Origin of the sequence: Borreliella yangtzensis (genome assembly GCF_014201775.1) — a bacterium.
GTDB classification, from domain to species: domain Bacteria; phylum Spirochaetota; class Spirochaetia; order Borreliales; family Borreliaceae; genus Borreliella; species Borreliella yangtzensis.
In genome coordinates this window covers 427,052-449,243 of the sequence record NZ_JACHFG010000001.1, presented here as the reverse complement: position 1 = coordinate 449,243, position 22,192 = coordinate 427,052, and the positions used below count along the sequence as shown (strand labels likewise).

General features: G+C 27.1%; 13 protein-coding genes. 8 read left to right on the top strand and 5 right to left on the bottom strand.

Going from position 1 to position 22,192, the window contains the following annotated elements:
• Window positions 1-7 precede the first annotated feature (7 nt).
• Window positions 8-2,002, bottom strand: a complete 1,995-nt coding sequence (gene uvrB / locus HNP68_RS02135) for an excinuclease ABC subunit UvrB (protein ID WP_183219951.1) — start codon at window positions 2,000-2,002, stop codon at window positions 8-10.
• Window positions 2,003-2,139: 137 nt separating this feature from the next.
• On the opposite strand from uvrB, the gene HNP68_RS02130 reads away from it, so the two are divergent.
• From HNP68_RS02130 to HNP68_RS02115, 4 genes are read left to right on the top strand one after another with little or no spacing between them, the layout of a single operon-like run.
• The gene (locus HNP68_RS02130; RefSeq protein WP_183219949.1) at window positions 2,140-3,849 is read left to right on the top strand and encodes a phospho-sugar mutase; all 1,710 of its coding nucleotides are present in this window, start codon (window positions 2,140-2,142) and stop codon (window positions 3,847-3,849) included.
• A gap of 22 nt (window positions 3,850-3,871) precedes the next feature.
• The gene (locus tag HNP68_RS02125; protein ID WP_183219946.1) at window positions 3,872-6,091 is read left to right on the top strand and encodes an AAA family ATPase; all 2,220 of its coding nucleotides are present in this window, start codon (window positions 3,872-3,874) and stop codon (window positions 6,089-6,091) included.
• A 20-nt stretch (window positions 6,092-6,111) separates the two neighbouring features.
• Window positions 6,112-9,240 carry an isoleucine--tRNA ligase gene (ileS, locus tag HNP68_RS02120; protein WP_183219944.1) on the top strand — a complete coding sequence of 1,043 codons (3,129 nt, stop codon included), beginning with the start codon at window positions 6,112-6,114 and terminating at the stop codon, window positions 9,238-9,240.
• The gene (locus tag HNP68_RS02115; protein ID WP_183219942.1) at window positions 9,234-10,061 is read left to right on the top strand and encodes a hypothetical protein; all 828 of its coding nucleotides are present in this window, start codon (window positions 9,234-9,236) and stop codon (window positions 10,059-10,061) included. The genes ileS and HNP68_RS02115 overlap by 7 nt, the downstream gene beginning before the upstream one ends.
• Before the next feature lie 33 nt (window positions 10,062-10,094).
• Here the strand turns inward: HNP68_RS02115 and HNP68_RS02110 are convergent, their stop codons facing one another.
• From HNP68_RS02110 to HNP68_RS02100, 3 genes are read right to left on the bottom strand one after another with little or no spacing between them, the layout of a single operon-like run.
• On the bottom strand, window positions 10,095-11,012 hold the full coding sequence (locus HNP68_RS02110) for an ROK family protein (RefSeq protein WP_183219940.1): 918 nt from the start codon (window positions 11,010-11,012) through the stop codon (window positions 10,095-10,097).
• 33 nt (window positions 11,013-11,045) lie between these two features.
• Window positions 11,046-13,889, bottom strand: coding sequence for an AAA family ATPase (locus HNP68_RS02105; RefSeq protein ID WP_183219937.1), 2,844 nt, complete (start codon window positions 13,887-13,889; stop codon window positions 11,046-11,048).
• Window positions 13,876-15,117 carry an exonuclease SbcCD subunit D gene (locus tag HNP68_RS02100; RefSeq protein WP_183219935.1) on the bottom strand — a complete coding sequence of 414 codons (1,242 nt, stop codon included), beginning with the start codon at window positions 15,115-15,117 and terminating at the stop codon, window positions 13,876-13,878. Before HNP68_RS02100 ends, HNP68_RS02105 begins: the two co-directional genes overlap by 14 nt.
• A 75-nt stretch (window positions 15,118-15,192) precedes the next feature.
• Here HNP68_RS02100 and topA point away from each other — a divergent pair, with 75 nt between their 5' ends.
• From topA to HNP68_RS02080, 4 genes are all read left to right on the top strand, one after another.
• Window positions 15,193-17,742, top strand: coding sequence for a type I DNA topoisomerase (gene topA, locus HNP68_RS02095; protein WP_183219934.1), 2,550 nt, complete (start codon window positions 15,193-15,195; stop codon window positions 17,740-17,742).
• A 2-nt stretch (window positions 17,743-17,744) separates the two neighbouring features.
• Window positions 17,745-20,216: an ATP-dependent RNA helicase gene (locus HNP68_RS02090; RefSeq protein ID WP_183219932.1), complete on the top strand. Its 2,472-nt coding sequence runs from the start codon at window positions 17,745-17,747 to the stop codon at window positions 20,214-20,216.
• A gap of 128 nt (window positions 20,217-20,344) precedes the next feature.
• The gene (locus HNP68_RS02085) at window positions 20,345-20,860 is read left to right on the top strand and encodes a hypothetical protein (protein WP_183219929.1); all 516 of its coding nucleotides are present in this window, start codon (window positions 20,345-20,347) and stop codon (window positions 20,858-20,860) included.
• Window positions 20,853-21,635 (top strand): phosphodiester glycosidase family protein, encoded by a 783-nt coding sequence (locus tag HNP68_RS02080; RefSeq protein WP_183219927.1) that lies wholly within the window; start codon window positions 20,853-20,855, stop codon window positions 21,633-21,635. The genes HNP68_RS02085 and HNP68_RS02080 overlap by 8 nt, the downstream gene beginning before the upstream one ends.
• On the opposite strand, the gene HNP68_RS02075 is transcribed toward HNP68_RS02080, so the two are convergent.
• Window positions 21,628-22,173 (bottom strand): hypothetical protein, encoded by a 546-nt coding sequence (locus HNP68_RS02075; RefSeq protein WP_183219925.1) that lies wholly within the window; start codon window positions 22,171-22,173, stop codon window positions 21,628-21,630. The genes HNP68_RS02080 and HNP68_RS02075 overlap by 8 nt on opposite strands.
• Between the last annotated feature and the right edge of the window lie 19 nt (window positions 22,174-22,192).

The window sequence follows — 22,192 nt, the reverse complement described above, 5'->3', positions numbered from 1 at the left end:
CTCTCTTTTATTTATTACGAGCCACACTAATTTTGCCACTAAGCTCTTTTATTTTATCTCTTAAAACAATTGCATCTTCAAACCTTTCATCATTAACAGCTTCTTCTAACTCAAATTTAAGTTTATTAATAATATTCTTTTTAGATAATCTCTTGCCTGAAATATTTTTTTCAAAATCATAGCTAATATTTTTATCTTTATTGTTAAGTTCTTTTTCTAAAATATTTTGAATCTTCTTAACAATTGTTTTAGGAGTAATACTATTTTTTTTATTATAATCAATCTGAATTTGACGTCTTCTATTAGTCTCCTCAATTGCCTCCTGCATAGCTACACTTATTTTGTCGTAATACATTATTACAAGGCCATTAGAATTTCTAGCAGCCCTACCAATTGTTTGTATTAATGAAGTAGTAGATCTTAAAAATCCCACCTTATCAGCATCTAATATTACAACAAGAGATACTTCTGGAATATCCAAACCCTCTCTAAGTAAATTAATACCAACAATAACATCAATTTCAGATTTTCTAAGTAGCGAAATAACTTCTACCCTTTCAAGAGTGTCAAGTTCTGAATGTAAATATTTTGCCTTTATACCAAGACTTACTAAATATTCAGTTAAATCTTCAGACATTTTTTTTGTCAAAGTAGTAATTAAAACCCGCTCTTTAAGAGCTACTCTTTTTTGAATCTCAACATAAAGATCTTCCATTTGACCATCAGAACGCCTAGTAATAATTTCAGGATCAACAAGACCTGTAGGACGAATTATTTGATCAACAACCACACTACTCTTTTCATTTTCTTCAAAACCTGGAGTTGCAGAAACAAATACAGCCTGATTAATTAATGCCTCAAATTCATCATATTTAAGAGGTCTGTTTTCAAGAGCTGCAGGAAGTCTAAATCCAAAGTTAACAAGATTTAATTTTCTAGAATAATCTCCATTATACATTCCTCTAAATTGAGGCAATGTAACATGAGATTCATCTACAAACAATAAGTAATCTTTCGAAAAAAAATCAAAAAGACAATAAGGTCTTCCCATTGTACTTCCACTCAAATATTTAGAATAATTTTCAATGCCCGAGCAAAATCCTGTTTCTCTAAGCATTTCCAAATCATACCCTACCCTCTGTTTAAGTCTCTCGGCTTCTACAAGCTTTCCATTATCTTTAAAATATTGACATTGAAGATCTAGATCATAAGATATTTTGGGTATCGCTTCTAATATATTTTTATAAGGAATTACAAAATAAGATTTAGCAAAAAGAGTAAAACTATTTGTAGTTCCTAAATTTTTTTTAGAAAAAGAACTGATCCTGTATATTTTAACAATTTCATCAAAATCCAAACAAATTCGATAAGCAAACTCTCCATGCTCACTGCTAGGCCAAATTTCAACAATATCCCCCTTAATTGAAAATTTATCTCTCTCTAAATTTATCAAAGTTCTCTCATAATAAAGCTCTACAAAAATATCTGATATTTCTTTAATAGAAATTTTTTGGCCTACAAAAAATTCTCGCGCTGATTTTTTGAAAAAATCTGGAGATCCAAGCGCATAAATTGAAGATACAGTTGCAACAACAATAACATCTCGTCTTTTAGCAAGAGACGTTACCGTCCTTATTCGCTTTATTTCTATCTCATTATTAATAGTAGCTTCTTTTTCAATAAATAAATCTTTTGAAGGAACATAGGATTCTGGCTGATAATAATCATAATAAGAAACAAAATATTCAACGGCATTATTTGGAAAAAAATCTTTAAACTCTCTATAAAGCTGTGCTGCTAATGTTTTGTTATGGCTGACAACTAAAGCAGGCCTGTTTAGATCTTTAATTATATTTGCAATTGTGAAAGTCTTTCCGCTTCCTGTAACGCCTTTTAATGTTTGATACTTATTCCCTAGCAAAATAGAATTTTTAATCTCTTTTATTGCTTTAGGTTGATCACCAGCGGGAAGATATTCTGACTTCAAAAAAAAATCTATCATTAATTTAACGACCAAAATTTAATATACATTCTTATAAATTATCTAATAATAAATTCTATATCAAGTATATAATTCATTATAAATCAATATAATTTAATTAATCTTTGTTTGAAAAAATAAAATAAAAAGGATAATTGATGCAAAAAATAGAAGCCAAAAGAAAATTGGAAAATTACATTCTTCTTGAAGAAGATATATATTTTCAAAAAGAAGCAATAAAAATTCAAAAAACAAATAATGAACCAGAAATTCTAAACAGATTTTACAAAGATCTAGAATTTGGCACTGCTGGAATGAGAGGAATCATTGGAGCTGGAACATGCTACATAAACACATATAATATAAAAAAAATAAGCCAAGGAATATGTAACTATGTACTTAAAATAAATAAAACCCCCAAAGTTGCAATAAGTTATGATTCAAGATATTTTTCAAAAAAATTTGCTTACAGTGCTGCTCAAATTTTTGCCTCAAATAATTTTGAAACATACATATACAAAAGATTGAGGCCCACCCCCCAACTTTCTTACACAATAAGAAAATTTGATTGTGATATTGGTGTTATGATAACAGCAAGTCACAATTCAAAAGAATATAATGGTTACAAAGCATACTGGAAAGGGGGAATCCAAATGATGCCGCCTCATGACGCATTAATAACTAAAGAAATCCAAAAAGTAAAAAACATAATAAAGACAATTACCATAAAAGAAGGCATTGAAAAAAAGATCATCAAAGAACTCGGCAATGAAATAGACAAAGAATACGTAAAAACAATAAACAAAGAATTTTCTGATTTTGAAAAGAACAGTAAAAAAACAAACTTAAAAATAGCCTACACGGCACTACATGGAACCGGTGGAACCATAATAAAAAAACTCTTTGGAAATAGTAAAATACAACTTTTTTTGGAAAAAAGTCAAATAATGCCAAACCCTGAATTTCCAACAATAAAATACCCTAATCCAGAAAAAAAAACATCAATGATTAAAGTAATAGAGCTTGCAAAAAAAGAAGATTGTGACATTGCCCTTGCAACAGATCCAGATGCTGACAGAATAGGAATTGCATTTAAAGACCAAAACGAATGGATATTTTTAAACGGGAATCAAATATCATGCATTTTAATGAATTATATACTTTCAAAAGAAACAAATCCCAAAAATACATTTGTAATATCATCGTTTGTAACAACACAAATGCTAGAAAAAATTGCAAAAAAATATGGTTCTCAAATTTTTAGAACTTACACAGGATTTAAATGGATAGGAAGCTTAATTGATGAAATGGAAAAAAATGAACCAAATAAAAAATTTGCTTTTGCGTGTGAAGAAAGTCATGGATACCTAATAGGAACAACGGTTAGAGACAAAGATGCATTTTCAGCCATAAAAGGAATTTGTTCTTTAGTACTTGATTTAAAAGCTAAGCAACAAACAATTAAAAATTATCTTGAAAAAATATACAAAGAATTTGGATATTATGAAGAATTTAATATAGAAAAAAACTTTGAAGGAGCTAACGGAGAAATTCAAAGAGAAGCAATAATGTTAAAGCTAAGAAAAGAACAAAAAATGCAATTCGCAGGAATTAAAATAATTGAAAAATTAGACTATAAAACTCTTAAAAAAATTAACTTCAAAAAAGAAATTTCAGAAATCAAAGAATATAAATATCCTATAAACGCAATAAAATTTATACTTGAAAACGAAATTGAAATAACCGTAAGACCCTCTGGAACAGAACCAAAAATTAAATTTTACATATCTGTAAAACTCGAATATAAAGAAAAACATAAAATATTTGGTATAATAAATGCAATAAAGATGGAGATAAAAAAATATTAACATAACAGAAAATTTAATAAATTTGGTAGAAATAGATTCAAAAGAAATCGCAAGAAAAAATAAAAATAAAGAAGTTTCAATTTGGCACTTATTAGTATCTATAATTACCACTCCCAAAAAATCTGAAATAAAATTTATAGATACCAAAACTCTTAAATGCATTAAACAAGAAGCTATTTGTGAAATAGATAAATTAGAAAAAATTTTAATAGAAAAAAATGAAATAATTATTCCAAAAATCAATAAAGAAATCTTTACTCTTATAAAAGAAGCTAAAAAGGAGTTTGAATCTAAATCCTTAATAGGATCAAAAGAAATTTTTTATCAAATATTAAAAAATAAAAAACTTCTAAAAAAATATAAACTAAGTAAATCTAGCTTCAATTTTAAAGATCAAAATATATTGGAATACATGGAAAAAAATAAAATAAGATTAATTGAAACTTACAAAGAATTTGATGAAGAAATACGACTTGAAAATGAAAACTTCGAAATCGGAAAGTATGTCAAAAATTTAACAGCACTTGCAAAAGATAAAAAATTAGATCCCCTGATTGGAAGAGAAGAAGAAATTAAAACTCTTACAAATATACTCTTGAGAAGAAACAAGAATAGTGCAATGCTGATAGGTGAGCCTGGGGTAGGGAAAACAGCAATAGTTGAGGGGCTTGCATCAAGTATAGTACAAAAAAAAATAAGTAGCAAACTGCAAGATAAAACAATTTTAATGCTTAAAGTTTCAAACTTAATATCGGGAACAAAATATAGGGGCGAGTTTGAAGACCGTTTAAACAATATAATTAAGTATATTGAAAAAAATAAAAACACAATAATATTTATTGACGAAATACACACTTTAATAGGAGCTGGAAATTCCGAAGGAGCTCTTGATGCATCAAATATATTAAAACCATCACTTTCTAGGGCTGAAATACAAATTATTGGGGCAACTACTTACAATGAATACCGAAAATATATTTCAAAAGACAAAGCATTCGCCAGAAGATTTCAAACAATTAGTGTAAGAGAGCCAAACGAAAAGGATACACTAAAAATAATCAAAAATATTGCAAAAAATTTCGAAGACTACCATGGGGTGATCTATGAAAAAAGTGCACTTACAAATATAGTAAAACTTTCATCTAAATATTTAATAAATAAAAGATTTCCAGATAAAGCAATAGATATAATAGATATTGCCGGTGCAATTAAAAAGGAAGAGCTTACAAAAAACAATATCATAACATCAGATGATATACAAAAAGCAATAAATGAAATACTATCTATTAAAACAGCAAATAACATAAAAGAAGAAATTTTGGAATTAAAAGAAGTGGAGAACAAAATTAATCAAAAAGTGATTGGACAAAAACATGCAGTAAGCGAATTTATTAAAGAAATTATTAAAGCTAAACTTGGACTCAATGACGATTCCAAACCTCTAACTTCAATATTGTTAATAGGATCAAATGGATGTGGAAAAACTACTCTAACTAATGAACTATCTAAAAAAATTATTAAGGACCAAAATTCAATATTAAAACTAGATATGTCAGATTACAGAGAAGAAAACTCTATTTCAAAATTAATTGGCACAAATCCAGGATATGTAGGCTACTCCGATGGAGGAATTCTAACAAACAAATTAAAACATTCATTTGAAACTTTATTATTGTTTGAAAACATTGAAAATGCCCACAACTCTATATTAAACTTAATAAACCAAATGCTTGAAAATGGGGAACTTATTGATAGCAAAGAAGATAAAATACTATTTAAAAACACAATTATAATAATGACTACAAACGTTGGATCTCGAATGCTTCTTGGAGAAAAGAATATTGGGTTTAACAAAAATCAACAAAAAAACGCAGAAACAAAAAATTTTAAAGAAGAAATAAATCAAGATCTTGAAAAAAGATTTAAGTTGTCCTTCTTAGACAAAATTCAAAAAAAAATTATCTTAAATGTTCTTACGAAAGACAATATAGAAGAAATTTGCAAAAACTACTTAAATACAATTAAAACAAAATTTTACTCTAAAGGAATTGAAATAGAAATACAAAAAGATGTTAACAAATTCATAACCACAAAATACTATAAAAAAAATTCAGGAGCAAGAAGCGTGATTGCTGCAATAAAGGAAAAAATAGAAGAAAATATTATCACCAAAATATCTGAAAATCAAAACATAAATAAAATAACCATTCATTTAGAAAAAGAAAAAATAATAATAACATAAAGGAGAATTATAATATTAATATGTTTAAAAAAGTAGAAAACAAAGCAAATTTTCCTAAAATAGAAGAAAAAATATTAAATTTTTGGGCTGACAACAAGATCTTTGAAAAATCCATGGAACAAAGAGAAGGATGTGAAGAATTTACATTTTATGACGGACCTCCTTTTGCAACAGGACTTCCTCATTTTGGACATTTTGTTCCAAACACAATAAAAGACATAATTCCAAGATATCAAACAATGCAAGGTAAATATGTTAAAAGAAACTTTGGATGGGACACTCATGGACTACCCGTAGAATACGAAGTAGAAAAAAAATTGGGAATTTCTGGCAAATACGAAATAGAAAATTATGGCATTGAAAATTTTAACAAAGAATGCAAAAAAATAGTACTCAGATATACAGAAGAATGGAAAAATATAATCTTGAGGCTTGGGAGATGGGTAGATTTTGAAAAAGGCTACAAAACTATGGACATAAATTTCATGGAATCTGTATGGTGGGTATTTAAAAATCTTTACAACAAAGGTTTAATATATGAAAGCTATTATGTACTACCCTATTCTCCAAAACTTGCAACTCCGCTTTCAAACTTTGAAGTGAATCTTGGAGAATATAAAGAAGTCAATGATCCATCGTTAACAATAAAATTTAAAATTAAAGGCAAAAACGAATACTTACTAGCATGGACAACCACCCCTTGGACATTGCCCTCAAATCTTGGAATTGCAGTAGGACAAGAAATAGAATATTTTAAAATTTTTGACAAAATAAAAGAAGAGATTTTAATACTTGGATCAAAAAGGCTTAATAGTTATTATGATAATGAAAATTCATATACTATTATAGAAAAATTTAAAGGAAGTAAGCTTGAGGGAATAGAATATGAACCTATTTTTAACTACTTTTTAGAACAAAAAGATAAAGGGGCTTTTAAGGTTCACACAGCCGATTATGTTACAATTGAAGATGGAACAGGAATTGTTCATATTGCTCCTTATGGAGAAGAAGACTACAGAATACTTAAAAAACACACAAATGTCGATATAATAGATCCTTTAGATGCTGAATGTAAATTCACAAATCAAGTAAAAGATTTTAAAGGACTTTTTGTAAAAGATGCTGACAAAAAAATAATAGAAAACCTAAAACTCCGCAATTTTTTATTCAAAAGAGAAAATTATCTGCACAGATATCCATTTTGTTACAGAACAAACTGCCCAATTATTTACAGACCAATAAGCTCATGGTTTGTAAATGTAGAAAAAATAAAAACTAAACTATTAAAAATAAATGAAAAAATTAATTGGATGCCAGCTCATTTAAAAAAAGGAAGATTTGGGAAATGGCTAGAAAATGCAAAAGACTGGGCAATAAGCAGAAACAGATTTTGGGGGAATCCAATTCCAATTTGGATATGTTCAAAAACAGGAAAAAAAATTTGCATTGGATCAAAACAAGAGCTTGAAGAACTGTCTGGTCAAAAAATCGAAGACTTACACAAAGACATCGTAGATAAAATAACCTGGTCAAGCAAAAACGGCGGCACGTTTATCAGAACAAGCGAGGTTTTAGATTGTTGGTTTGAATCTGGAGCAATGCCTTACGCAAGCAATCATTACCCATTCAAAAATAAAAGTAATTTTAAAAATGTATTTCCTGCTGACTTTATTGCAGAAGGTCTAGATCAAACAAGAGGGTGGTTTTATACTCTTACAATCCTGGGAGCTTCTCTTTTTGAAGACACAGCATTCAAAAACGTAATCGTAAATGGTCTTGTTCTTTCAGGCGATGGAAGGAAAATGTCAAAATCCTTTAAAAATTATACAGACCCAATGAAGGTAATAAACACCTTTGGGGCTGATGCTTTAAGACTTTATTTAATAATGAGTCCTGTAGTCAAGGCTGACGATTTAAAATATAGCGACAATGGGGTAAGAGACGTTCTTAAAAACATAATAATACCCATTTGGAATGCTTATTCATTTTTCACAACTTATGCGATAATTGATAAATTCAAACCCCAAAAAAATCCCAACTTAGCTAAAGACAACACCCTTGACAAATGGATCATAAGCGAAATTGAAAGCCTAAAGAACACACTAAATAAAGAAATAGACAAATATAATTTAACAAAATCAATAGAATCTTTACTTGAATTTATAGATAAATTAAATAATTGGTATATAAGAAGATCAAGAAGAAGATTTTGGAAATCAGAAAACGATAAAGACAAAAATGATGCTTATGAAACATTATATTATGCAATCAAAACTTTAATGATTTTACTTGCGCCTTTTATTCCATTTATAACAGAAGAGATATATCAAAATTTAAAAACCAATGAAGACAAACAATCAATACACCTTAACGATTATCCAAAAGCAAATGAAAATTTCATCAATAAAACAATTGAAGAGAAAATAAATCTTGCAAGAAAAATAACTTCAATGGCAAGATCGCTCAGATCATTACATAATATAAAAATACGCATGCCTATTAGTACAATATACATTGTCACAAAAAATCAAAATGAACAAAATATGCTAATAGAAATGCAAGAAATAATATTAGATGAAATAAATGCAAAAGAAATGAAAATAAAATCTAACGAAGAGGAGCTCATAACTTACAAAGCAAAAGCAAACTTTAAAGAACTTGGAAAAAAACTTGGCAAAGATATGAAATCGGTATCTATTGAAATTAGCAAGCTAAAAAATGAAGACATAATAAAAATAATAAATGGAATATCTTATGAAATAAAAGTAGCTAATACCAAGTATTGCTTATCATTAAATGATATAATATTAGAAAGAAAAGAAAAAGATAACTTAAAAATAATAAATGAAGACTCCATTACAATAGGAATAGACTCACTAATAACACAAGAATTATGCTTAGAAGGACTTGCAAGAGAATTTGTAAGGCAAGTCCAAAATTTAAGAAAAGAAAAAAATTTTGATGTTAGTGATAGAATCAACTTATACATAGAAAATAATACAAAATTGAAAAAAATACTAAATAAATTTGAAAAATATATTAAAACTGAAACATTAACCTTAAATATCATTTCAAACGAAGGTAAGTTAGAAAAAAAAATAAACCTTAACGATGACATGTTCACAATAATAGGAATTGAAAAATGTTAAAAATATTAACAAAAATAATTGCCATTTTGTACCTTACTATGGTGGGATGCACTAGTCTACCTTACAGCCCTCCAAAGCAAAATCTAAATCACTTAATGGAACTTTTGCCTGACGCAAATTTATATGCCCATGTGAATTTAATCAAAAATAGATCTATTTACAACTCCTTAAGTCCTAAATATAAATCCATTCTGGGACTTATAAGCGATTTATACTTTAGCTATAAAAAAGAAAATAATGACTTTGCTCTACTATTAATGGGTAATTTCCCAAAAGATATTTTTTGGGGAATTCATAAAAATAGAAATACAGAATCAATAGGCAATATACTTACAAATCCCAAATGGAAACTCAAAAATTCAAACATATACATTACCCCAAACAGAGCTAGGACCAGTATTACAATAACCCAAAAAGACAAAACCTTAAAAAACAGCAATATACTAACAACAAAATATAATAAAGAAATAGAAAAAAATGAAATGTTTTTTTGGGTACAAGATTCAGCATTACTGCTTACAGATCAAATAGCAAGTAGTAAAAATTTAATCCCCTTTAGCAGTGGAACCCTATCTATAAACAGTCTAAATAAAAATGAATATATTTTCAAATCTTTGATTAAAACAACCAACCCATCAATAGTAAAAGTATTGTCAAAAAAGCTACTTCCAACTGTCTTTGCGGGCACAACTAATTTAACAATATCAAGTCACATAAAAGCCACAATAAAAGACTCAAACACAGTAGAAATAGAATTTAATATTCAAAAATCTAGTGTTGAAAAACTTATAGCAAAATTAGCTTCAAATATTCAAACTTAAAATTCTTATCAACCCCTAAAAAAAGACATTATTTTACTTTTTGCAAGTAAAATAATGATATAAAGCTCCAATTTTACCAGATTCATTATTAAATTTAGTAGGCTCAAGTGTTACAAGATTTTTTATATTATTATCATTAATAAAAGCCATTTCTAAAGACCATAAATTTTCTAATTTTTCATATATTCTATCTATTAGATCAGGCCTTGCACTTATTCCTCCTCCAATCAAAATTTTTTCAGGATTTAAAATAAAAGTTAAGTTAAAAATGCCAAATGATAAATTCTCAAAAAATCTGTCAACTTCATTTTTGGCATGAATATTTCCATTCTCAGCAAGATCAAAAACATATTCTCCTGAAACCTCCTTTAAAGGCTTTTCTAAGCGCATAGCGACTCTTTTTCTTAAGGCTAAAACAGAAGAAATGGATTCCCATCTACAATTAAAAGGAATATTATTGCTAATGCCTCTAGTAATCATAAACCCGACCTCTCCAGACATAAAAGAATTTCCTCTCAAAAGTTTACCATTTGTAAAAATTCCAGCACCAATTCCTGTGCCAAGAGTTATAGCAATAAAATCATTAGAACCAACAGCATTTCCCTTAAATTTTTCTGCTAAAGCTACACAATTAGCATCATTCTCAATCTCTACATTTATTCCAGTTAAAGATTCTAATTTTTCTTTTAAAGGATAATTAACAAAGCCAGAAATAGCATTTACTCTAATAACATTTCCCTGAAGATCAACAAACCCAGGAATACAAATTGCAACCCCAGCTATATCGCTTGATTCTTTGTAAGAATTAATAAGATTAACTAAAATATTTACTTGTTCGTCAGAAGTAGCACCTGTACTTATTTCATTTTTATCAAAAAAACCACCGCTTGAATCTGCTAGCGAATACTTAGTACTAGTTCCACCAACATCAATTGCTAAATAACGTTTCATATTTATCCTTAAAATCTAATTCTACATAAATGATCATAAATTTTCCATAGTAATATAAGAAATTTTAGAAATCTTGTTTATAACTATTTGTGCTTTAATCATCTCCTTCAAATAAGATACATGAGAAATTATGCCAATTTGCCGTCCGGTCATTATTTGAAACTTAGAAAGCTTAGGCATAACTTGAGCCAAAGTATCCTCATCAAGATTCCCAAACCCTTCATCTAGGAAAAAAGCTTCTATTTTCAGCTCACTATCTCTTATTTTATCAGATAACGCCAAAGACAAAGCTAAAGATACAAGAAATTTCTCACCCCCAGACAAAGTTTTTACCGTTCTTATTTTATTAACATCTTTTTTGTCTTCAATTAAGAAATCAAACTCCTTGCTCTCTTTGTTAGTTTTAAGCTCAAAATCAGGAAAAATCCACCTTAAATACTTCTCATTTGCCAGTCTTAAAATATCATTAATCAAAAAAGTTTGAACATAATATTTTAATCCAGATGATCTAACAACCACCTTCCTTAAAACATCTAACTTATCTTTCCTTTCTTTAGCAAGATTTAATTCTTCTCTTAGCATCTCTAAATTAATTTTTTGTTGATCAATCTTTTTTTGAAGAGCTTGAAAATTTAAAAACTTTATTTTATACTTTTCTAACCCTCTAGATAAAAATTCAAGCTTAGAACTAATTGACAAGCTCAATTGTTGCAAGAAGCGTAGACTATTCTTATTAATGTGTTCTAAAACAATTTCTGACTCAAAAGAAAATGAACTACAAAAAACATTTTTTAAAGTTGAAACTATATTAATAAAACTATTTTGCTCTTCATTTAACCTCGACTTTAAAGTTAATATAGATTCCTTTATAAATTTAATTTGAGTTTCGGTTTTAATTTTTAAATCTTCTAAATTTTTAAGATTCAAAACAAGCGTATTCCATTCATTTTCTATACTTTTCTGCCTAGCCAAAATAACGTTAAACTCTCTTTCTAAAGAAGAATAGTCATTAAAACTTAAATTTAAATTAAGTTTTAATGATAAACCTTTGATCTTTAAAAGATTTTGATTAAACTTTTTATCTTTTAAAGAAATCTCAATTTTTAAATCTTTTTTCTTAATCTTGAATTGTTCAAGCTTTTTCAATTTATTCTCAAATGCTAAAATTTTTTCTCTATCAAAATAATTTATGTATTTATCAAATAAATTTTTTCCAATCAATCTTAAAATTTCAGCATTATTTTTTTCAAACTCCAAAGCATTAATTTTTTGTTTAGATATTTCTTCTTGCATACAAGATAGCTGATATTTAAGCTCATCAATTTGATTTTGTAATAAATGAAGTTTTGAATTTAAAACATAAAGCTCTTTTAAACTACAAACTGTTAATTTATCTTTATGTTGATAATTTTTATATTCAATTTCAATATATTTTAGTTTCTTTTTATCATTCTCAATAGAAAAATTTTTATCATCCAGGCACTTCAACAGCTCTTTATACAAATTAATTTTAATATTTTTTTCTTTACTTTCATCAAAACTTTCTTTGCCAGCGGATTTTAATAAAAATTCTAACTTATCTTTATATTTTGAAATCAACTCATCGTTAAAAGTTTTAAGCAATTTCAATGCTTGATAGTAAACATACTTGTCAAAATTAAAATTAGATTTTTCAGACGAAATACTTTTAATCTCATCATTTTTTTTAATTTGAGACTTCAATAATTCTTTTTTTTCATCTTCAAGACTATTTTTCCTTAAAAGCAAGCTTTGATAATCATTCTCAACAAACTTCAAATTAAAAATATTGCAATTTTTATTATAAAGCTCTTTAACATAATTAAAATTAAAATTATTACTATCTAAATCTTCAATTTCTTTTAAATTATTTATCACTTTTGAAAGTTCTAAATCAAGTAATCTGTTATCATTAAATAATTCGCCTTGCATAACAACAAGATTTTTTAAATTCCAAAAATCCGAACATAAATAAATTTTTCGATCCAAATCCAAATTTTCTTTTAATTTCTTTTGAAGAGCATAATCTATCTCTAAAGAATCTTGATATTCAATCTGAAAAGACAATTGATTTTCTAAAGAAGATAATTCAATTTCTAAACCTAAATATCTCTCATTAGACACTATTGCCTTATTACATAAAGAAATGGCTCTTTTAATATTTTTAAGATCAATTTCTAATTGATCAATATCAATTAAATCTAAATAATCCTTAAGGGATTTATACTCCCTCTCATCATAATCAAGAATTGATTTTTCATAAGATTCAGAATTTAATAATTTATCTATATTAAACTTTGTACGCTCAAAGTCACTTTTTAAATAGAATTCCAAATTATCATATTTTTTCAAATTAAAAATATTATCAATTATTGCGGCTTTCTCTTTAGGGGTTGATGTTAAAAATTCTTGGAAATTACCTTGTGGCAAAATTACAGTTTGACAAAATTGATTAAAGTCCAATCTACAAAGACTTTTAATATACTCTAAAACATCAGTTCGGCCCTCAATAATCCTATTATCAAAAAAACAACTAAGCAGCATACTCTTAGGGGTCTCTATATTTTTTACATTAAGCTCAACAAAAGATTCATAAATCCTTTCAGAAATAGTAAATGTTAATTTAACATAAGCACTAGTCTCACCTTTTGATATAACATCTACAATTTTTTTTCCAAGTCTATAAACACGAGCATATAGCGCTAAAGTTATGCAATCTAAAATAGTACTTTTACCTGATCCAGTATTACCAGAAATCAAAAAAATACCTGATTGCCTTAAAAAAAGCGTATCGAAATTTAATTCATGCTCCCCTTTATATGAAGCAATATTTTTAAATATGAGCTTATTTATCCTCATATTCGCCTAAGTATCCTTTAGCTAAAACCTCGTTAAAAAGAGAAATAAGCTCTTCTTCTTTAAATTTTACATCCTTAATAACACCATTTTCAAAATCTCGTCTTAACTTTTTCTCAAAAAAATATTTTTCATCCATTTCAAGCACTTCATGTTCTCCAATAAAGCTGAAATCGTCTTGAAAATGTTGGTTTGAAGATAAAGAATAAGAAATAGAAGCTAAATTCATATAATTAAGCCTTGCTAAATTATAAATGGTTTCTTCAGCACTAGTATCAACAGCCTCATTAAGTTCAATTTTTAAATAAATAGTAAAAGACTCTTCTTTTTTAACATTAGTTAAAAAATCAAGAACTTCTTTTAAAGAACCTTTAACAAAGATTAATTTATTAAAAACCGGCACTGGAAATGCTTCTTGTAAGATCAATTTATTGTCATTAAAATGCAAAACATTTATGTATTTATCATGGGTCTCATTAAATGAATATTGCATAGGGGCTCCTGAATAAACAATATTCTCCCTTAGCTTCATAAATTTATGAACATGTCCAAGAGCAACATAAGAAAAACCATTTCCAAAAACATTAAAAGGAATAATATAACTACCTCCCAAAGTATCAATCTTTTTACGACTGCTAAAAAAAGAATGCGCCATTAATATTTTTGGAATTCCTTTATACTTATTTTTTAATAAATTATATAAACTTGATATCTTTTTTCTATAAGCACTCTCTAAGCTTTTAAGAAATAGCTTACTAGAAGATTGATCTTCTAATTCAAAAAAATTATCAAAATTTTGCCCTAAAACAAGCCTTTCATTTATATGTGGAATACAAACAACAATAAACTTAAGATCACCATTATCTTTTAAGAAAACTATTTGCTCATCAGAATCATATTCTGTTATTAAAAAAAAATTAAACCGTGAAAGAAGTTTTTTATTGATACTTAAATAATCTTTTTTATCATGATTTCCAGAAATAACCACACACCACTTACAAGAAGTAAAAGAAAGCTCGTAAAAAAAATTATTAACCAATCTTTGCTCTTCAAACCCAGGCCTCTTGGAATCATAAACATCTCCAGCAACAAGTAACAGATCTATTTTTTCTTTTTTAAGAAATTCCAAAAGAAAAGATAAAAATTTTTTTTGTTCCTTAAGTATTGAAAAATTTTCAATTTTTTTCCCAATATGCCAATCTGAAGTATGAAGAATTTTATAATTGTTCACAAAAATACTCTCACTTTTTTTAATTCTTAAATTATATTTATATATTATAATACAATATATAAACATAAGGAATTTATGCAAAATAAAAAGTTGATAATAGTTGAATCACCAACAAAAGCCAAAACAATAAAAAAGTTTCTTGATGACTCGTTCTTAGTAGAAGCATGCATTGGACATATAGTAGATCTACCAAATAATGCAAAAGAAATTCCCAAAGAATATAAAAAATACGAATGGGCAAATATTTCTATAGATTATAATAATGGATTTAATCCAATTTACATTATTCCTGGCAATAAAAAACCAATTGTATCAAAATTAAAAAAATTAGTTAAAACAACCAATGAAATATATCTTGCAACCGACCAAGATAGAGAAGGAGAAACTATAGCATTTCACTTAAAAGAAGTATTAAAAATTAAAAATTATAAACGTATGATCTTTCATGAAATCACAGAAACTGCAATAACTAAATCACTAAAAAATACTAGAAATATAGACATGAACCTTGTTAATGCTGGAGAAGCTCGAAGAATATTAGACCGACTATACGGATATACCATATCTCCGCTACTTTGGAAAAAAATAGCTTATGGACTTTCTGCTGGACGAGTACAATCTGTTGGATTAAAATTATTAATAGAAAAAGAAAAAACTAGAATAAATTTTAAAAAAGCAAATTATTATTCAATTTCACTTCAATGCAAACACGAAAAAAAAGATTTGCTGCTTGAAACAAAATTAGAAGAAATTGACGGCAAGAATATAGCAGAGGGTAAAGACTTTATAAATGAAACTGGAAAACTTAAAAATAGCACCAAAACAATATTAATAACCCAAGATTTAATGGTCGAGCTTGAAAAAGAATTAGAAAATGGGCAAAAACTTGAATTAATCTCAATAGAAACTAAAAAAATAAAAACATCACCTCCAAAGCCATTTACTACATCCACACTTCAGCAAGAAATAAATAAGCGCCTTAAAATCGGAACAAAGCAAATCATGCAACATGCTCAAAAACTTTACGAGTACGGATACATCACCTATATGAGAACAGATTCTCATAATATTGCTAAAATTGCAAAAGACAAAATAATAAAAATAATAAAACACAAATACGGAAAAGACTATATAGAGAAAGAAGATAGAATTTATGAAAAAGAAAAAATGGCTCAAAATGCACATGAAGCAATAAGACCTTCTGAAATGTTTATCCCAAACGAAAACATAGAAATAGAAAGCACAACCGCTAAAGAAATTTACAAAATAATATGGGATAGAACCATTATTTCTGGAATGAAAGATGCAATAAAAGAAAATATAAAACTGACTTTTAAATATAAAAACTTAATTTTCAAATCAAGTTTTACAAAAATAATTTTTGATGGATTTCTTAAACATACCAAAGAAAAAGATGAATATCTTAATGTAAATTTAAACTTAATAAAAAAAGGAGATATATTTTCTATAGTTAAAATGAGAAAAAGTGAGCACGAAACAAAAGCTCCATTTAGATACACAGAAGCATCTCTTGTACAAAAAATGGAAAAAGAAGGAATAGGTCGCCCTTCAACCTATTCTACAATTATATCGACACTTTTAGAAAGAGAGTATGCATTCAAACTTAACAACACATTAATACCAACTATAAAAGGAGCTGCTGTAATAAATCTTCTTGAGAAATATTTCCCAGTACTAATTGAACTAAATTTCACATCCAATATGGAAGAAAAATTAGATAAAATAGCAATAGGACAGCTAGATAAAATAAAATATTTAAGTAAATTCTATAATGGTAAAAAAGGACTAAAAAATACAGTAATGCAACTAGAACCTAAAATTAATTCCTCTGAATTTAGAACTGTTATTGAAAGTCAAAACATAAAAAATAAAAATAATAGCATTAATTACACAATAAACATTGGCAAATATGGACCTTATTTGATATTCAAAGAACATAACTATTCAATTAACACAACAACTCCATTAGAAAATTTGTACAAAAAAGATGAAATAGAAAAAATAATAAATGAAAAAGAGTCAAAACCAAATATACTAGGTACTGACCCTTTAACAGGACTTAATGTAATTTTTAAAAGTACAATTTATGGAAACATTGTACAAATTGGAGAAGATACTTATGCTCCTCAAGAATATACAAAAAAGGGAAAACCTAAAAAATTAAAAATAATAAAAGCAAAAAAAGCATCAACTAAAAATATTGATCCTGAAAGCATGACATTAGATCTTGCTTTAAAATTACTCTCGCTACCAAAATCGATTGGCAAACATCCCCAAACCAATGAACAAATCATTGCTGCAACTGGTGTTTTTGGGGATTATATTAAAACTGAAAGCGGAAGTATTGCTTGCTCGCTAAAAAAAGATGTAAAAGCATATAACATAACACTAGAGAAGGCCATCAGCCTACTCAACGAAAGAGCTAATAAAGTAGGTATAATCGTAAAAATGATCGCATTTTCTAAAAACAAAATCGGCAACAAAATATATATTTACAAAAAAAACGACAAATTTTATGCTAAAATTAAAAGAAAGAAGATTGATTTGCCTGATAACATTAGTCTTGATGAAATAAATGAGAAATATGTATTCAGCTTGTTATAAATATGAATGATTTCAAACTCCCAATTTATAAATACAAAGATGAATTAATTAGGGTATTAGAAAAAAATAATGTTTTAATTGTTGAAAGTCCAACAGGCAGTGGGAAAACTACCCAATTACCAAGAATAATATATGAAGCGGGTTTTGCAAAATTAGGAAAAATTGGAGTAACTCAACCAAGAAGAATAGCTACAATATCAATAGCTGAATATATTGCCAAACATATTGGTGTAAACCTTGGAGAAGAAGTTGGTTACAAAATAAGATTTGAAGAAATTACAAGCCCAAAAACCAAAATCAAATTAATGACAGACGGAGTGCTTCTGCAAGAACTGAAAAAAGATACATTGCTTTATGAATATGATGTAATCATAATAGACGAAGCACACGAGAGAAGTTTAAACATCGATTTTATATTAGGCCTTATTAAAGACATTTCAAGAAAAAGGGATGATTTTAAAATCATAGTTTCATCTGCTACAATAAACACAAAGGTATTTTCAAAATATTTTAACAATGCACCGGTTGTTAGCATCGAAACTATCACATACCCGGTACAAATAATATACAATCCTCCTCCTTTAAACACGTCAAAAGGAATGATATTAAAAATAAAAGAAATTGTCTTAAATGTAATAAAAGAAAAAAAAACAGGAGATATTCTTATATTTTTATCTGGAGAGAAAGAAATAAAAGAAACTATAAAAGAATTACAAGAATTAAACTCAAAAAAAAATTTAATAATCCTTCCTTTATACGGTCGAATGCCCAAAGAAGCTCAAGAGCAAATATTTATAGCTACTCCTAAAAATAAAAGAAAAATAATAGTATCAACAAACATAGCAGAAACTTCAATCACAATTGAAAATATTAAAATAGTAATCGATAGTGGAAAAGTTAAAACCAACAAATTTCAAACAAAAACTCATACCTACTCGCTCCAAGAAGTTCCAATTTCAAAATCATCAGCTACCCAAAGAGCTGGTAGAGCAGGAAGAATTTCAAAAGGAACCTGCTATAGACTTTACAAAAGAGAAGATTATCAAATAAGAGAAGATTATCAAAAAGAAGAAATATATAGAACAGACCTATCTGAGGTAATACTGAGAATGGCAGATATTGGAATCAAAGATTTTACCCACTTTGACTTTATTTCAAAACCATCAACACATTCCATTCAAACTGCAAGCAACATATTAAAATCTCTAGATGCTATAAACAATAAAAACGAACTTACAGAAATTGGGAAATATATGATACTATTTCCATTAGTGCCAGCACATTCAAGAGCATTGGTTGAATCAATGATAAATTATCCACAAGCAATCTATCAAACTACAATAGGTCTATCATTTTTATCTACAAGCGGAATTTTTTTACTACCTCAAAATGAAGAAATGGAAGCTAGACAAGCTCACTTGAAATATAAAAATCCAATGGGAGATTTAATTGGGTTTGTTAATATCTTTGAAGATTTTAAAAAAGCCGCGAATAAAGAAGCTTTTACAAAGGAAAATTATCTAGACCTACAAGGCCTTGAAGAGATAGTAAATGTACAAATGCAGCTTGAAAACATTGTTAGCAAATTAAATATACCAATAATACAAAAAGGTGTTTTTGATAATGAAGGATATTTAAAATCAATAATGAGAGGAATGAGAGATTACATTTGCTTTAAAACCTCAAAAAAGAAATATAAAACCGTCAAAGCTCAAAATGTAATAATTCATCCCGGCTCACTTATTAGTAACGACTCTGTAAAATATTTCGTTGCAGGAGAAATTATAGAAACTACAAAAATGTATGCAAGATCCATTGGAGTCTTAAAAAAAGAATGGATTGATGATATTAGCCTCAATGAAGAGCTTAAAAATAAAAACATGCCTGATAAAGAGAAACAAATAATAAATGCCAAGCAGACAAAAATTATCAATGAAATCAAAATAGGAAGAAAAATTTTCAAAGCAGAATACAAAAACAACATTTATGTAGTAAAAATTAGCCTAGAAACACTAAAAGAAATGATTTCAAAAAACGAATTAAATAATCAAAATAATGAAGATTTGAAAAAAATTAAAATACAATTGATGCATAAAAATATAACGATTTTCAACAATAAAAAATTTTCAGAAACTATTGAAATAGTCAAAGGCATGGGAAAAGATTGGCACTTTATAAAAAAATATGAAACAAGCAATGTAAACATTGATGAGCCTGAAAAAATGAAAAATCTTTTAGAGTGTACAATGCAGATTATAAGCTCTCCTCCCAAAAAATATGCTCTTTTTTTAGCATTAGAAACAGATTGCTTTGGAAATTTTCGATTAAAACCCAAACAAAATTTCATAATGGCAATAGAAGAATCTATGGAAAGCATAAAAAGCCTAATAGAAAACGAAGAATACATACAAAAGCTACATTTTATAAAAAAATTAATAAATAAAGTTTACAAAAAATTAAATTACTTTTTTTAAAAACTGGACATTGAAAACCTTATTATAATAGAAAAGATAATAATCAAGTATTATTCAAAGTTGAAAGTAATAGTAACAATAATTTTAAATTATTTTCATTATTCTTAAATCAAAGTTTATAATAAATTATGAAATGGCTATCCTTTTTTTATGTTTTATTATTTCCAGCAATTGCTCCTTTTGCATTACAAAGCAATAATAAAGAAAATACAGAAAATTTAATAAAGCTATATATGCTTTATGATTTAACTAATAACTTGCCAAAAGAATTAGAAACAATAAATAAAATTAAAAATTTTGACCTAGAACAATATTATCTGCTAATTACAAAATACTATATAAAAATCAAAAAATATAAAGAAGCTAATAATTTTTTAAACAAAATAAACAAAAAAAAGATTAAAAATCCAAAAATAAAAAACGAAATCATTTCACTAAAATTAAGAATAAATCAAGATAATATTAATGAAGAAGAAATTAAAAAAATTTTAAATAATGAAAAAAATATAGATGTCAAAATAATTTATCAAATATTTAGTATCATAAAATTTAAAAATAAAAAATTAGCAATACAGGTTAAAAATTTCATCCTAACAAACTATCCCAAAAGCATTTATTCTTATAAAATAAAAAGAAATGAATAAAAAAATATTAACACTCCTAATATTGATTTTAAGTATTGCATCAGGGCTAATGCTGTCCAAAGCAATCACTAAAAAAGCCAAATACAACATTATTAAGGGTTATTTCATAAATAGCAATTATGTTCTAGTAAAAATTGAGAATAAAGATCTAAAATTCACCATATCAAAACCTATTTACGACAAAAAACTAAATAACTACTATTTTAAAGGACAGACAACAAGCCATTTTTTAATTTCCAATAATGTTGACATTGCGATTAACACAAGCCCATACGAAATTAAACAAAACATGTTTTTCCCAAAAGGACTATACATATATAATAAAAAAATGATTTCAAAACAAATAACTAACTATGGAGAAATTGTAATAAAACACAATAAAATTATATTAAACCCCAAAGAAGACGAAATAAAAACCTCCGATTACGGATTTAGTGGATTTTTTGTTTTAATTAAAAACGGAAATTATAAAAAAAACTTCAAAGAAACAAAGCACCCAAGAACAATAATAGGAACTGACAAAAATAACAAGTATTTATTTCTTGCCACAATAGAAGGAAGGGGTGTTAACAATAGCAAAGGAGCTTCTCTTAATGAAGCCATTGATTTTGCATTAAGCTACGGCATGACTAACGCCATTAATCTAGATGGGGGGGGATCAAGCACTCTTGTTATAAGATCAAATAACACTCCTTACAAATTAAACTTCACTGCAAACATCTTTGGACAAGAACGATATGTTCCATTTCATTTAGGAATAAAACTTCCTAGTTAGAAAATCTCCACCCAATATTAAATCCAAGCATAATCTCAGTTGTTAACCCAGAAAAATTTTTATAATTAGAAAATGGAGAGATAGAAAGCATAAACAAAGGCCTAATGTATAAACCCGCAAAATCGGGAATAAAAAGATCGGCAGCAAGCCCCATGCTTAAAAAAAATAGATTTGGGTTATTATAAGTCAAATCAAAGGCATATTTAAATCCAATCAATGGAAACAACATTCTAATCTGTTCTTTGAAAATCATTGGATATGTTCCATAAAGTCCAAAAGAGAAATATCTCCCATTATGGGTAGTAACAAAAGCCTCTTTGTAAGACATTTCAAAAAGCACATAATTTGCATCAAAAAATAAATTTAAATTAATCCCATGATCAGCCCTAGTAAAATTTGCTCCAAATTTAGTGAAGCCTGTTTTATCGGTATAATTAGTAAATTGATAAGAAAAACCTCCACCAAAAGAAAGTGGATAAGAAACAATTAAATTATTAGAAGAGATGAGAAATAAAATAAAAAAAAGATATTTCTTCATTAACAATCCTTAAAAATTC